This is a genomic window from Gemmobacter sp. 24YEA27 (genome assembly GCF_030052995.1).
GTDB lineage: Bacteria > Pseudomonadota > Alphaproteobacteria > Rhodobacterales > Rhodobacteraceae > Pseudogemmobacter.
On record NZ_JASJPW010000001.1, the window covers coordinates 368,374 to 381,929 of the forward strand.

Here is a 13,556-nt window from a genome sequence, read left to right on the forward strand (position 1 = left end):
CACGCATCCCCTTCGGGCGCGATGTTGACGCCCCTCCTGCGAAGCCTTACGCCGTGCAGGTCAGTTTTTCCAGACGGAGAGCATCATGTCCTCGCAAGACACCCAGGGTCAGGGCGGCTCCAATCCAGGGTTCACGCCGCGGATCTTTTCCGGCATCCAGCCCTCGGGCGGTATGACGCTGGGGAATTACCTCGGCGCGCTGAAGCGGTTTGCCGAAAAGCAGGATGAGGGGATCGAGACGATCTATTGCGTCGTCGATCTGCATGCGATCACCGTCTGGCAGGATCCCGAAAAGCTGCGCCACCAGACACGCGAGATCACGGCGGCCTATCTGGCCAGCGGCATCGACCCGGCGCGCTCGATCATCTTCAACCAGAGCCAAGTGACGGGACATGCCGAGCTGGCCTGGATCTTCAACTGCGTCGCCCGCATCGGCTGGATGTACCGGATGACGCAGTTCAAAGATAAAACGGCGGGCAAGAATGCCGAAAATTCCAGCCTCGGCCTCCTGGCCTATCCGTCCCTGATGGCGGCGGATATCCTGCTTTATCACGCGACCGGCGTGCCGGTGGGCGAAGATCAGAAACAGCATCTCGAGCTGACCCGCGACATTGCCGCGAAGTTCAACCATGACTATGGCGTCAACTTCTTCCCGATCACCGAACCGCTGATCGAAGGCTCGGCCACCCGCGTGATGTCTTTGCGCGACGGCACGAAAAAGATGTCGAAATCCGACCCGTCAGATGCCAGCCGCATCAATCTGACGGATGATGCGGATACGATCGCGAAGAAGATCCGCAAGGCGACCACCGATCCGAACCCGCTGCCCGAGACAGTTGAGGGGCTGAAGGACCGGCCCGAGGCGAAGAACCTCGTGAATATCTACGCGGCCCTGGCCGGGGTCAGCGCCGAAGCGGTGATCCGGGAATTCGCCGGCGCGCAATTTGGCACCTTTAAGCCGCGCCTCGCCGATCTGGCGGTGGCAAAGCTTTCGCCGATCACCGAGGCGATGAACCGCTATATGCAGGACCCGGCCGGGATCGACCGCATCCTTGGCGAAGGCGCTGACCGCGCCGATGCCATTGCCAGCCCGATCCTTGCCAGGACGAAAGAGATTGTCGGCATGATTGGCTCGCGCGGCAGGTGACTGGCCGCATGGCCACACTGTCACACGCCTGAATCGGCGCGCTGGCAGGATCCGAGTCGCTTCGGGAGGTCCTGTCCCCCTTTGCCGGTGTGGCATCCCCTGCCCGTCCGGCACCACCCGATGACCTGGCCCCCGTGCACTCTGCGCGGGGGTCATTTTCTGCCTGCGGGCGCCTTTGCCATTTACACCGCGCCCGCCGGTCACCATGATAAGCGCGTTGTAACAACACGCCGCGCCTCAGCGGCTATCTCCCATGAAAATGACAGGTTTTGACCGGCTGGCAGGCGAAGTCTGTGCCAAATGCGGTTTCTGCGGCTCTGGCCATACCGGGGTCTTCGTGCATTTTACCGATTTTCTTCCGGAAACCGGCCCGGTCACAGCCGAAGACTTCACCGACTGGCTGCTGATCGCCGATGGTTACGATCCGGCAAGACAGGCAGAGGTCTTTGAAAAGTTCAGAGCCATCTTCCGTCCTATCTTCATAAAGCATATGGGCACCGACTGCGTGGATGCCGGCTTGCTTTATTATTCTCCGGGCAGCAGCGACGGCCCCTTTCATCCACGCCGCTGGGCCAGACCGGGATCCGGGCCGAAACGCTGACCCGGATTGCGGCCTGTCCCGCAAGAATCGCAATTACCTGTGGAAAGCCCGGTTTTCCACAGGGTCCTCCACAACAAACTGCTTTACATGATTCGCGGAACGAATCAGGATAAATCAATATCTGGTGGGAGCTGTGGGTAAATCCGCATACCCTTGCAGGTTCCCCAGCTTCTGGTGGTTATCCACAGGGCAGAAGCGTCATGATGAGGCCGGGCATGTCACTTTCCGAAGATTATCTGCTCTCGGATGAGATCCATCCCATCGACATCGTCGAGACGCTGGCCGCGAGCAATGCCTGGGAATTCGACCGCGTCACCGATGACCAGATCGCCATGGCGGTCGAGGGCCTGTGGCGCACCTATTCGCTGACCCTCGCCTGGTCCGACCAGGACGAGACCCTGCGCCTGATCTGCACCTTCGAGATGGAGCCCCCGAGGGCCGCATGGCCGAGCTTTACGAGCTGATCAACCGTTGCAATGACACGGTCTGGACCGGCGGTTTCACCTGGTGGGATGATCAAAGACTGATGGTCTGGCGCTATGGCCTCTGCCTTGCCGGCGGCCAGATGGCCGGGCCGGAACAGATCGACAAACTGATTTCCTCGGCGGTGCTGGCGGCGGAACGGTTTTACCCGGCCTTCCAGCTGACCCTTTGGGGGGACCGCGCGCCGGTCGATGCGATGAAAGTCGCCATTGCAGAGGCTTACGGCCGCGCCTAACCTCGCCGCCCGAACGGGCGGAAAGGCAGGACCATGTCAGCTGATATCAAAATCGAACACGGGCTTTTGCTGCTTGGCTGCGGCAAAATGGGGTCGGCGCTGTTGAAGGGCTGGCTGGATTTCGGCGTACCTGCCAGCAATGTCTGGGTGACCGAGCCGCATCCCTCGGACTGGCTGAAAGCGACCGGAGTGCATCTGAACAAAGGCGTGCCGGATCGCGCGGAAATCGCCATACTCGCTGTGAAGCCGCAGATGATGGGTGCCGCGCTGCCAGGGCTGATGGCGCTTGGGAATGGCGAAACGCTGTTCATCTCAATCGCCGCCGGGACCACAATTGCCACGCTGGAACAGGTACTTGGGTCGAGGACACCGATCGTCCGGGTAATGCCGAATACCCCCGCAATGGTCGGGCGTGGCATTTCGGGCCTTGTCGGCAATGCCTATGCCTCTGCCGCGCAGATCGCGCAATCACGGCTGTTGATGCAGGCCGTGGGCGAGGTGGTCGAGCTGGAGACCGAGGCCCAGATCGATGCGGTGACGGCCGTTTCCGGCTCTGGCCCGGCCTATGTCTTCCATCTGATCGAAGCGCTGGCTGCCGCCGGTGAAGCCGAGGGCCTTTCCCCCGGGGTCGCGATGAAACTGGCGCGGGCGACCGTCACCGGCTCGGGCGAGCTGGCCTATCGGTCGGAAGACAGCGCCGAACAGCTGCGGATCAATGTAACCTCGCCCGGCGGCACCACCGCCGCCGCCCTTGCGGTGTTGATGGAACCGGAAACCGGCTTCCCGGCGCTTTTGAAACGGGCGGTGAAAGCAGCGGCGGACCGGGGCCGGGAATTGGGCAAGTGAGCGCGGAAATGACAGATCAGATCAGCTATGACGACTTTGCGAAGGTGGATATCCGGGTGGGCCGGATCATCGAGGCCGAGCCCTTCCCCGAGACGCGCAAACCCGCTTTCAAACTGCGCATCGATTTCGGGCCTGAGATTGGGGTGAAACGGTCCTCCGCCCAGATCACCAGACACTACACGCTTGAGGGGCTTATTGGTCGCCAGGTGCTGGCGGTGGTGAATTTCCCGCCGCGCCAGATCGGGCCGGTGCGCTCTGAAGTGCTGGTGCTGGGCGTGCCGGATGAGGCGGGAGAGGTGGTGCTACTGACCCCCGGCCATGAGGTTCCGCTGGCCGGGAAAATGTTCTGACAAACCGCTTGCCCCTCTAGTGACTAGAGGGATTAGAACTGATTCGATGATAAAAGGCCGCTGCCGGTTCCCACCGGGCAGTGGCCGGAGGATCGGTGATGCAAGAGACGAACAGACGTGAATGGCAGGTGGGGGGCATGGATTGTGCCTCCTGCACGGTGAAGGTGACGAAGGCGGTTGAAAAGCTGCCCGGCGTTGGCGATGTCCGCGTCGCGCTGATGAGCGAGCGGCTTTCGGCAACGCTGAGCGAGGGTGGTGCCAGCCCCGAAGAGGTCGAAGCGGTTGTGCGCCGCCTTGGCTATGAGATCAGCGCCGGCAAGGGTGGCCCGACGACGGCGCGGCGTGATCACGCGGATCATGACCACGATCACGGCGGGGCGGGAGAAGACCCCGGTCATGGCGCTCCAGATCATGGCGCCCCGGGACATGTTCATTCGCATGACGATCCGGCAGATCGCGGCAAGGCCTGGTATGCGACGGCCAAAGGGCGGCTGGTGATCTTCACCGGCATCCTGCTGGCGCTGGCCTGGATTTTCGAACTGCTGACCAGTGCCGAATATGGCTATTGGGCCTTCCTCGCCGCCTGTGTGATCGGCGTCGCCCCGGTCGCGAAACGCGCTTTCGAAGCCTTGCGGATGGGTCAGCCCTTCACGATTGAAAGCCTGATGACCATTGCCGTCATCGGCGCGCTTTTCATCGGCGCGGCGGAAGAGGCGGCGCTGGTTGTCTTCCTCTTCGCGGTGGGCGAGGTGCTTGAAGGCGTTGCGGCCAACAAGGCGCGTGACGGCATCCGCGCGCTGGCGAACCTCGTGCCGAAAACCGCCTTGCTGGAAGAGGGCGGCACGACGCGGGAGGTCCCGGTCTCGGCGCTTGCCATCGGGCAGACGGTCCTCGTGCGCCCCGGCGACCGCATCCCGGCAGATGGCACGATCCTTGAAGGGTCCAGCGGCATTGATGAAAGCCCTGTCACCGGCGAGAGCATCCCCGTCAGCAAAGGCCCCGAAGATGCGGTTTTCGCAGGCTCGATCAATACCGAAGCCGTGCTGCGCATCTCCGTCAGCCGCGAGGCCTCGGACAATACCATCGCCCGCATCATCCGCCTTGTCGAAGAGGCGGAAGAGGCACGCGCCCCGACCGAACGCTTCATCGACCGCTTCTCGCGGCTTTACATGCCGGCCATTGTCGGGCTGTCTGCACTGGTGATCCTGATACCACCGCTTGTGGGCGGCGGCCACTGGGACACCTGGATCTATCGTGGTCTTGCGCTGTTGCTGATCGGTTGCCCCTGCGCGCTGGTGATCTCCGTGCCGGCCTCCATCGCCTCGTCGCTCTCTGCTGGCGCGAAAAAGGGGCTGCTGCTGAAAGGCGGTGCCGTGATCGAAGCTGCAGCCACCGTGCGCCGCATCGCCTTTGACAAGACCGGTACGCTGACGCATGGCAAGCCCGTCGTGACCGATCTGGTGCCGGCGCCGGGGGCGACCGAGGCCGAACTTCTCGCGGTTGCAGGCGCCGTCGAGACCGGCTCGTCCCACCCGCTGGCCCGCGCGGTGCTGGATCGCATAGCGGCCGCGGGCATCACCGCCCTGCCCGCACGTGAAGCCCGGGCGATCATCGGCAAGGGCGTCGAGGCGATGGTCGCAACGCCCGGGGGCGAGGTCAGGGCCTGGGTCTCATCCCCGCACCACGCGCATGCAACCGGCGGCATCGACGCCGCCCTGAGCACCCGCGCCGGCACGCTGGAATCCGAAGGCAAGACCGTGGTTGCGGTCTATGACGAGACGCGGGCCCTCGGCCTGATCGCCATGCGCGACGAGCCCCGCAGCGACGCTGCTGATGCGATGCGGCAATTGCGGGCGATGGGGATCGGCGCGACCATCCTCACCGGCGACAATCCCCGCACCGCTGCCGCCATCGCTGGTGGCCTCGGGATGGAGTTCCGCGCCCAGATGATGCCCGAAGACAAGCTTGCGGTGATCCGCGAGATGGGGGCGGAAGGCGGCGTCATGATGATCGGCGACGGCATCAATGACGCACCGGCGCTGAAACAGGCAGGCGTGGGCGTCGCTATGGGCTCGGGCACCGATGTGGCTCTGGAGACGGCGGATGCCGCGATCCTGCGCGACCGGGTCTCGGATGTGCCGGCGCTGATCCGGCTGTCGCGCGCGACCATGGCGAATATCCGGCAGAACATCACGCTGGCCCTGGGGCTGAAGGCGGTGTTTCTGGTGACTTCAGTGCTGGGGATCACCGGGCTCTGGATCGCCATCCTCGCCGATACCGGCGCAACTGTGCTGGTGACGCTGAACGCGCTGCGGCTCCTGGCCTATGATCCGGGGCGCGAGGGCTGAGATGGCAACGCCGCCTGCTTAAGTCGGCGCGGTCGCGCCAGAGCGCCACGCGGGGGGTCCGGGGGGTCTTAACCCCCCGGCCTTGCCAGAGAAACCACCTTCACCCGCGCGCAAGCCGCGCCAGCCAGGCCCGACCCAATCGTGCGGTTCCTGCGGCGAAATGCGGCGCCATAGCCTGGGGCTCCGGCGCTTCGATATGACTGCCGATCCAGGCCAGAAGCGCCATCCGCCTGAGCATGACAAATGTGTCGATCTCGCGCTCCTCCTCTTCCGACAAGGGCGCGATGTCGCGATACCCCTCCACCCAGGCCGCGCGCAAAGCCGGAACCTGCGGGTGATCCTCCATAAAGCTCACCGCCGCCGCAAAGTCGTAAAGATACCAGCCAAGCCCGGAATCGTCGAAATCAATCAACACGGTACGTGCCCCGTCGATCAGCAGATTGGTCAGCCGCATATCGCCATGGATCAGCCCATAGCGCGCCTGCCCCTTGCCCCAGGCCGCCAGCCGCTGGCAGACAATCTGCTCTGCCTCCTCCAGCACTTCTCGGATCTCAGGCGTGACATTCGGGCCTGCGCGCCAGTCTCCCCAGGTGGCGCCCTCGCCGAACACCGCTGCCTCATCCCAGACCAGCCGCTCCAGCGGTTGCGCCGATTGCCAGCCCCGCGCATGGATATGGGTTCTGGCCGCAATCGCCCCGAGGCTGCGAAACGGCGCCACCAGATCATCATCCGGCCCCGGCTGTCGGCCCGGCGCGAATTCGAACATCACCATGTAGCGCCCGCCCGGCTGGCCCGGCGCAAATCCCGGCACCTGCGCCTCCTGCACCAGTGCGCCATTCACCCCGGCGATCACTGCGGGCGTATCTATCCCGGCGTCGCGCGCCAGCGCCTGGCTCCAGTCCAGTTCCTGGCATATGCCGGTCCGCGTGTGATAGCCTGGCCGATGAACCCGCAGCACCGCACGAAACACCCCCGCCTCCACCAGCCAGGTCAGGTTTTCAGCGATGTTCAGGAGGCTCACTTCCGCTCCAGCCGGCACCGGCCAGAGCGGCAAAGCCGCTTCCACCATCTGGCGGATCACCGCCAGCTCGTCTTCCAGCGCCATATTGGTCCTGGCCAAAACCCGTATCCCCCTGCGCGGTCCCACCGTCTCATGCGGCTCTCACGGCTCACAGGTTTCACCGCATGGCCAGCACTCTTCAAGCGCGAATCCCCAGGGCCCTTGTGGTTTCCGCCGCGCGCGCGCCGCCTCACCTCGGGCAAAGCCATACCCCACCGCCCTCGCCCGGTCGGCGCCTCACTTCGTGCTGGCCGAGAGTGCCCTCCGCTCAGACCGGCCAGAAAATCGCGGCGCCGCAGCCGGTCGGCATTGGTGCCAAAGCGCCCGGACGCGGGATGGACATGGGAAACCATGAGGTCGGTGGTCTCAGCTGATAAGACCAGCCCCTGCCCGCTGTCTGAGGAAGACCTGGAAAAGCCACAGCGGTGCGGGCTCCCGCTGATCTGGCCGGCCAGGGACATGGTGCGGGTCGCGCCAGAGCCCGGAGCCAATGGCCGACCGGCGTTATTCAGCGCGGAGGACGATCACAAAACCGTCCGGGCGACTGTTTTCCTGACGACAGCTTGCCAGTTTGGTTTGATGGTGAAGCTTCTGTTCGGGTTGCCATTTCGACAGATCAAGCCAAGGTCCGCCACGGGTTCGGGGCCCCCTGGCGCGGCGGCGGGCTGACGCGTATTCTCTCGATGGCCTGCCCTGCCGCGCGCACCCGCTGCGAGACCCTCAAAGCCACACAGCGCCCGGGACGACTTCGTCGGACTTACTCGGCGCGACTGGCGCCATGTGTCTTTGGCGCCATGTGTCTTTCTCGACCAGGAAAACCCGGTCCGGATATCACGCCCGAAGCAGGATCAGAGTTGCATCAGGTCAGCGGGGAAAGGGGCATCTCCTGCTGGTGCCAGACGTCTGCAAAAACGCCCAGAGACCATCCCGATAAGCAGGGCCGCAATCACCGGCCTTCACAGACTTCCGGTCAGGTGGCGGATCGCACAAAACGTCGCCACCCCGACCGGCATGACGCAAATCGTCGTGACAGGCGAGCGCTTCGACAGCCGCGCATTGCCGCAAATGCCGGCCATGCACCCGCTGAGGAGAATCCAGGGCCAGGACGCCAGCCTGTCAAACCCGCAACCAGACCCACAATGCCTAACGCAAAGGTGAAGCCCATTGCCGCCAGCACCGCGCCCGTCACGCCCTCCCGCGACGATCCCCCCTGCCCCGGGGGTCCGCTTGTGCAACGTCATCAGATGGATCATCGCAAGCCCGATCAGCCCACTACCCGCAAGGCTCGCCCAAAGGCGGAAGCCGGGCTTGCCGGCCTGCCGTCTTTGTCGGGCATGGCGGTCACTCCCAGACGGTTTTGAACAGATCGAGCGGTATTTTCAGATAGCGCGTGCCATTGGCCTCACGCTCCGGCAGACGGCCTGCATTGGTGTTCACCTGAAGCGCATGCAGGATCAGTTTCGGCATCGGCAGGGTCGCATCGCGCGCCTCGCGGACCGCGACGAAAGCGGCCTCGCCAGGGTATTTCGAGAGATGGATATTCGTTGCCCGCTGTTCAGCGACGGTGGATTCCCAGGCCGCCTCGCGCCCGCCCTGGCGGTAATCATGGCCGGTGAAAAGCCGTGTCGCATCGGGAAGTGCCAGGATCTCCTGGATCGAATGCCACAGAACCCTGGCGCTGCCGCCGGGGAAATCGGCCCGCGCCGTGCCGGTATCGGGCATGAAAATCGTGTCATGGATGAAAGCCGCATCGCCGATCACATAGCTGACTGACGCCATGGTGTGACCAGGCGAGAACATCACCCTGGCTGGGATTTCCCCGACCATGAATGTGTCGCCCTCGTCATAGAGCCTGTCCCATTGCGATCCGTCTGCGGCCAGATCGCGGTTGTAAAACCCGTTCCACAGCGCCTGAACCTTTGTCACCTTCGCCCCGATCGCTATGGGCGCGCCGGTCTGTCGTTTCAGGTAATCCGCGGCCGAGAAATGGTCGGCATGGGGATGGGTGTCGAGGATCTGGTCAAGCCGGTATCCCCGCTCTGCGACAAAGGCCAGCAGGCGGTCGGCCTCGATTGTGGCGGTCGCGCCCGACTTCTCGTCATAATCCAGCACCGGGTCGATGATGACACAGGCCTTTGTGGCGGGGTCTGCCACCACATATTGAACCGATCCGGTGCGGGCTTCGTAAAAGCCGGTGACCTCAGGACGTGGTATCATAGCTGCCTCTTCATTCCGGACAAGTACAGGCAGCCTGTCGGCTCAGGCAGAAACATATGTTTTTCCGCAGACAGGAAATCACGGAAGGGAACAATATTCTACCCGATCAGCTCATACAGGACGCTCTTCCTTTCAGATACAGGAAATCCGGGATCAGATCACGCGATCATTGCCGCCTCAGACAGGAATCTGCGCGCCGGTGGGTCGGGAAAAGCTGTCATCCACCAGGGCGGCACCGCGCATGCCAAATCCGGGTTTACGGGCCGGGCTACATGGCTGCGCTACCCCTCGGACAAGCGCGCCCGCCCCGCCGCACGGGACACAAAGCCGCGCAGCCTTGCCACCCCAGCGGATCGGGGTTGGATCGTGCCTCGGTCAGGGGGGTGAGATTTGCCGCGATCCGGGCCTCGGCGGCGCCACAGATCGCAATCATCTGGTCAAAGCTTTGCCGCGCCATCTGGCCCAAGGTGAACACGCCAGGATGTTCAAGGAGAATCGCGTCAAACCCCGCTATTCCCAAACCGGCCAGCGCCTCGCGGATCTGGCGCGCAAGGTCAGAGCCCGATTTAACACTGGGCAGGATCAACACCCTTGCGCCGCAGGCCTTCTGCGGCGGCGCCAGTTCCAGCCCGGTAAAACCCTTCTCGCCGATCTGTCCCAGGTCGGAACCATAGGCCTTGCGCCAGATCGCCGGCAGCACCGCAGAGATCGCGTGCCTCGCCTCCCCATCGGCTATTGCCGCACCATGCAGCACGAGACCCGGATCCTGCCCGAGGTGACGCCTACCACCGGCGTCACTTATGCGGTGCCGGTGCTCCCCTGGGCTGCGGGGGGGTGCCTGATATCGACCTGATCTCGACCGTCGGACAGGATCACGTCGATGTCGTGATCCTGTCGAAGAAGACGATCCGGGACATCGCGATCTTTACCCCGAAGAGCTGGTGATGCGCCCGAAACGGACGATGATGAAATGACATTCCTGCTGGCGGATGCGTCGAAATTGGGCTTTACCGCGCTGAACTATGTGACTGATCTGACCGAATTCGACCTGATCCTGGTGGCGCGAAACGTGCCGGAGGCCAGCCTTCATCGACAGCGCGACGGCGGGGCAAATGTCGGGCTGGTCTGACAGGCCTTTATCCCGCCAAAGCGCTTGATCCCGAAGCACTTGCCAGGTGTTATTGCGCTGTCCGGAACGGAGAGCGCGATGCAAGACAAACTGATCCCGACCCATTTGCCTGCCGCCCTGCTATGCGGCCTCCTCCTGTCAGCGCCCCTCGCGACCCATGCAGCCGAGATCTCGCTCATTGACCCCGCCTTGCGCGATGCGGCGGGGCTGGTATCGGGCAGCTGCAGCCTTCGCCTGAAAGGCGGGATCGAACCGGGAGATGCCGGCCGGCTTGAGGCCATTCTCGAAGATGACAGCATCGAGCGCGGACGCCCGACCAGTCTGCTGTCCGGGACCGGGGCCGAGGGCCAGGTGCTTTGCCTCAACAGCGCCGGAGGCGATGCCTCTGAGGCGCTGGCACTGGCGAAGGTGATCCGCGACAGCGCGCTTGCGACCGTGGTGCCGGATGGCGCGGAGTGTTTCGGCGCCTGCGCAGTCGCGTTCATGGCCGGGTCAGTTGCCTCCTCGAATTCGGGGGGCGGCGCGCGGATGCCAATGCGGGCGCTCCATACCGGGGGAAGGCTGGGCTTTCTGGCGCCCGATTTGCCCGATGGCAATGCCGTGCTGGACTATATGGCCGGGCTGACCGACCTGTTTTCCGGCATCGACAGCTATACGCCCACCGCCCGGTTCCATCCGCAGCTCATGGTCGGGATGCTCTCGCATCGTGATCCGGCCCATCCCTATATGATCAACACCACCGGCAAGGCCGGCCTCTATGACATCCGGCTTGCCGGAGTGCCGCCCATCGAGACCGATGAGGCCACCTGGATGCGCGCCTGCAACAATCTCTCGCTGCAGGCCAGGGGCTGGCAGGACGCGACCGATCCGGATCTGAGTTCCTGGGCCTGGCAGGTCAATCTGCCCGAAGAGGGCTATGAGCCCGAAGCCCGCCTGCCCCCCGCGACCTGGGACCTGCCGGTCGGGGGCGCGGATGAGACAGCGCCGCCCTTCTTCCGTGAAGTTCTGTCGCGGCATCACCAATGCCTGTTCTACCATGATGCCCCGGCCACGCCGCCCTATACCGCCTGGTTTGAACGGGTGAGCGAAGATTCGATGCCGCAGTACCGCCTGTTCGATCTCTGGCAGACGCTGCCGCATTACACGCCGCTGGCCGAATTGCGGGCTATGGCACGGGTGGAGCCCGCCGATTTCCGCACGCTTTACGCCAATCCGCCGGTGGACGCGCCCCATCCTGACCTGCCCGGGGTCGAGGCTTTCGCGCCCGGGCACTCGGTGCTCCTGGAAAGCGAAGAGGGACGTATTGCCTATTGGCTTGGCGAAAATGGCGCCGGCAGGGCCTATGCCTCAGGCGCGCCCGCCGCCGGTTTCCGCTACCGGATTGAGGCGGATCAGTTTTGTGTGACCCGCGAGGCGGCGGCCGAAACCTGTGGCCGGATCGTCAGCGCTGAGGATGGCGGGGCGCTTCTGAGAACCGCGACAGAGGATCTTACGATCCTCTGGATGCGGCCCGGCGATATCGGCCCGCTGTCGGCAAACTGACAGCCAGGCGTCGCGCATTTCACGACCATCGCAGGTTCAGGGAGAAACCCGGGGGCAGTCACGCCCCCGGGGCAGAATTACGGAGCCGGTGCGTCAGGCGGGGTCACCTCTGCCGGAGCATCCGGTGCCGCAGCTGGCCTGTCTTGCCCCTGGCCGGATTTGTCACGTTTAAAACCGGCCCCGCCTTTTTCGCGATCTTTGCCCCGATCCTTGCCATGGGCTTTATGGTGCTCACCGCCCCGGCCCTTTGCATGATCGCGGTCTTTGCCGGGGCCCGCTGCCGGGGTCGCGGCCAGCTTTTCGGCCAGCGGCGTGATCGCCTCGACACAGGCGGCAATTGCGGTCTCGCCACATTGTACGCTGATGGTCCGCCCGGCCCCGAAATCGAGCCGGATCATCGGAGCCCGCGCAAAGCGCGCGCCGTGACCGGAGCCGGGGCCTGCCCCCTGGTCAGCATTTTGCGCCGGGGCCGGCCCTGTAGCCTCCTGGGAAAACGCGCTCAGCGGCATCAGGGCAAGGGCACCGGCCAGCGCGGCCGGAAGAAGCTTAAGTCCTGCCATGGGAGATACTCCTTTTCATGGTCTGTTCGTTCTGGATCACGACTGTTCCACGCCCTGCCCAGGGGTTTCCGTCGGCAAGGCACCTGCGGGGCGGGAAGCGCCAGGCGGCGATCCGCCGGGCTCAGACGGCAACGCCCCGATCTGCTCCGCAGGCGCGGTGTGCCGCGCGACTTGACGCATGGCCTCTGACCAGGTCATTGCAGGATCATGTCGGACGAGATCGTTGAGCAGCCCGAGGAAAAGAAGCCGGTGGTCCGAAAACCACGGAAAAAACCCGCGGCAGGCGCGACGGGCGCTAAAAGCACGCGGCGGCGCGGGGCGTTTGCGCAGCTCCGGCGTTGGGCGCTGCGGGCGGTTCTTGGCGTCGTGGGCTTCTTCCTTGTGCTGATCATTCTGTTCAGCTTCCTGCCGCCGCCGATCAATATCTATCAGATGCAGGAAAAATGGCGGCTTGGCGCGATTGACCGGCAATGGGTGTCCTGGGACGAGATCGCGCCGGTGATGGGCCGTGCGGCCGTGGCGGCAGAAGATGCGAATTTCTGCAACCACTGGGGCTTTGACATGACCGCGATCCGGGACGCGATCAATTCGGGATCGAACCGGGGTGCATCCACCATCACGCAGCAGGTGGCGAAGAATGTCTTCCTCTGGCATGACCGCTCATACGCCCGCAAAGCCGCCGAAGCCGCGCTCACCCCGGTGATCGAGCTTTTCTGGTCGAAAGAGCGCATCCTCGAAGTCTATCTGAACGTGGCCGAATTCGACGAGGGCGTGTTCGGGGTCCAGGCGGCGGCGCGGCATTATTTCGGGGTCGATGCGAAAAACCTGTCAGCCTTGCAGGCGGCACGGCTGGCAGCGGTGCTGCCGGATCCGAAACGCCGCTCGGCCTCGAAACCCTCGGCTTTTGTGCGCAAAAGGACCGCCTCGATCATATCAGGCGCCGATACGATCCGCGCCGATGGCCGCGCCGGCTGTTTTCAGTAGCGCGCTTTTGCCGCTCTGACCGGTGCCGGGATTGATCGCCAGGCCCGCAGGGTC

12 protein-coding genes and 2 pseudogenes are annotated in these 13,556 nt (G+C 64.2%); 10 read left to right on the plus strand and 4 right to left on the minus strand.

What is annotated here, in order from left to right:
* Positions 1-85 precede the first annotated feature (85 nt).
* The 6 genes and pseudogenes from trpS to QNO18_RS01865 all read left to right on the plus strand — a co-directional run bounded on the left by trpS (position 86) and on the right by QNO18_RS01865 (position 6,010).
* Positions 86-1,147: a tryptophan--tRNA ligase gene (gene trpS, locus QNO18_RS01840; protein WP_283176301.1), complete on the plus strand. Its 1,062-nt coding sequence runs from the start codon at positions 86-88 to the stop codon at positions 1,145-1,147.
* A gap of 337 nt (positions 1,148-1,484) precedes the next feature.
* Positions 1,485-1,748, plus strand: coding sequence for a hypothetical protein (locus tag QNO18_RS01845; RefSeq protein WP_283176302.1), 264 nt, complete (start codon positions 1,485-1,487; stop codon positions 1,746-1,748).
* A 215-nt stretch (positions 1,749-1,963) separates the two neighbouring features.
* A pseudogene (locus tag QNO18_RS01850) lies at positions 1,964-2,466 on the plus strand (YbjN domain-containing protein).
* 33 nt (positions 2,467-2,499) lie between these two features.
* A complete protein-coding gene (gene proC, locus QNO18_RS01855; RefSeq protein ID WP_283176303.1) occupies positions 2,500-3,312 on the plus strand; it encodes a pyrroline-5-carboxylate reductase in 813 nt (270 codons plus the stop codon).
* 8 nt (positions 3,313-3,320) lie between these two features.
* Entirely contained in the window at positions 3,321-3,662 is a 342-nt protein-coding gene (locus tag QNO18_RS01860) for a tRNA-binding protein (protein WP_283176304.1), read from the plus strand.
* A gap of 98 nt (positions 3,663-3,760) precedes the next feature.
* The gene (locus tag QNO18_RS01865; RefSeq protein WP_283176305.1) at positions 3,761-6,010 is read left to right on the plus strand and encodes a heavy metal translocating P-type ATPase; all 2,250 of its coding nucleotides are present in this window, start codon (positions 3,761-3,763) and stop codon (positions 6,008-6,010) included.
* 100 nt (positions 6,011-6,110) lie between these two features.
* On the opposite strand, the gene QNO18_RS01870 is transcribed toward QNO18_RS01865, so the two are convergent.
* Positions 6,111-7,130, minus strand: a complete 1,020-nt coding sequence (locus QNO18_RS01870; RefSeq protein WP_283176306.1) for a phosphotransferase — start codon at positions 7,128-7,130, stop codon at positions 6,111-6,113.
* A 310-nt stretch (positions 7,131-7,440) separates the two neighbouring features.
* On the opposite strand from QNO18_RS01870, the pseudogene QNO18_RS01875 reads away from it, so the two are divergent.
* A pseudogene (locus QNO18_RS01875) lies at positions 7,441-7,685 on the plus strand (hypothetical protein); the annotation flags it as partial.
* A 726-nt stretch (positions 7,686-8,411) separates the two neighbouring features.
* Here the strand turns inward: QNO18_RS01875 and QNO18_RS01880 are convergent.
* Positions 8,412-9,287 carry an MBL fold metallo-hydrolase gene (locus QNO18_RS01880; protein WP_283176307.1) on the minus strand — a complete coding sequence of 292 codons (876 nt, stop codon included), beginning with the start codon at positions 9,285-9,287 and terminating at the stop codon, positions 8,412-8,414.
* 268 nt (positions 9,288-9,555) lie between these two features.
* Complete coding sequence (locus QNO18_RS01885; RefSeq protein WP_283176308.1) at positions 9,556-10,041, minus strand: hypothetical protein; 486 nt, start codon at positions 10,039-10,041, stop codon at positions 9,556-9,558.
* Positions 10,042-10,257: 216 nt separating this feature from the next.
* Between QNO18_RS01885 and QNO18_RS01890 the strand changes: the two genes are divergently transcribed.
* Together QNO18_RS01890 and QNO18_RS01895 are read left to right on the plus strand one after the other, a co-directional pair.
* On the plus strand, positions 10,258-10,416 hold the full coding sequence (locus QNO18_RS01890) for a hypothetical protein (RefSeq protein ID WP_283176309.1): 159 nt from the start codon (positions 10,258-10,260) through the stop codon (positions 10,414-10,416).
* A 78-nt stretch (positions 10,417-10,494) separates the two neighbouring features.
* On the plus strand, positions 10,495-11,958 hold the full coding sequence (locus QNO18_RS01895) for a hypothetical protein (RefSeq protein WP_283176310.1): 1,464 nt from the start codon (positions 10,495-10,497) through the stop codon (positions 11,956-11,958).
* A 77-nt stretch (positions 11,959-12,035) separates the two neighbouring features.
* On the opposite strand, the gene QNO18_RS01900 is transcribed toward QNO18_RS01895, so the two are convergent.
* The gene (locus QNO18_RS01900; RefSeq protein WP_283176311.1) at positions 12,036-12,518 is read right to left on the minus strand and encodes a hypothetical protein; all 483 of its coding nucleotides are present in this window, start codon (positions 12,516-12,518) and stop codon (positions 12,036-12,038) included.
* Positions 12,519-12,725: 207 nt separating this feature from the next.
* Between QNO18_RS01900 and mtgA the strand changes: the two genes are divergently transcribed.
* On the plus strand, positions 12,726-13,502 hold the full coding sequence (gene mtgA, locus QNO18_RS01905; RefSeq protein WP_283176312.1) for a monofunctional biosynthetic peptidoglycan transglycosylase: 777 nt from the start codon (positions 12,726-12,728) through the stop codon (positions 13,500-13,502).
* The last annotated feature ends 54 nt before the right edge of the window (positions 13,503-13,556 follow it).

What these genes read in the sequence shown, in the direction of transcription:
- trpS (WP_283176301.1), top strand. Translation starts at nt 86, where the DNA reads ATGTCCTCGCAAGACACCCAGGGTCAGGGCGGCTCCAATCCAGGGTTC.
- mtgA (WP_283176312.1), top strand. Translation starts at nt 12,726, where the DNA reads ATGTCGGACGAGATCGTTGAGCAGCCCGAGGAAAAGAAGCCGGTGGTC.
- QNO18_RS01900 (WP_283176311.1), bottom strand. Translation starts at nt 12,518, where the DNA reads ATGGCAGGACTTAAGCTTCTTCCGGCCGCGCTGGCCGGTGCCCTTGCC.
- QNO18_RS01865 (WP_283176305.1), top strand. Translation starts at nt 3,761, where the DNA reads ATGCAAGAGACGAACAGACGTGAATGGCAGGTGGGGGGCATGGATTGT.
- QNO18_RS01895 (WP_283176310.1), top strand. Translation starts at nt 10,495, where the DNA reads ATGCAAGACAAACTGATCCCGACCCATTTGCCTGCCGCCCTGCTATGC.
- QNO18_RS01860 (WP_283176304.1), top strand. Translation starts at nt 3,321, where the DNA reads ATGACAGATCAGATCAGCTATGACGACTTTGCGAAGGTGGATATCCGG.
- proC (WP_283176303.1), top strand. Translation starts at nt 2,500, where the DNA reads ATGTCAGCTGATATCAAAATCGAACACGGGCTTTTGCTGCTTGGCTGC.
- QNO18_RS01890 (WP_283176309.1), top strand. Translation starts at nt 10,258, where the DNA reads ATGACATTCCTGCTGGCGGATGCGTCGAAATTGGGCTTTACCGCGCTG.
- QNO18_RS01880 (WP_283176307.1), bottom strand. Translation starts at nt 9,287, where the DNA reads ATGATACCACGTCCTGAGGTCACCGGCTTTTACGAAGCCCGCACCGGA.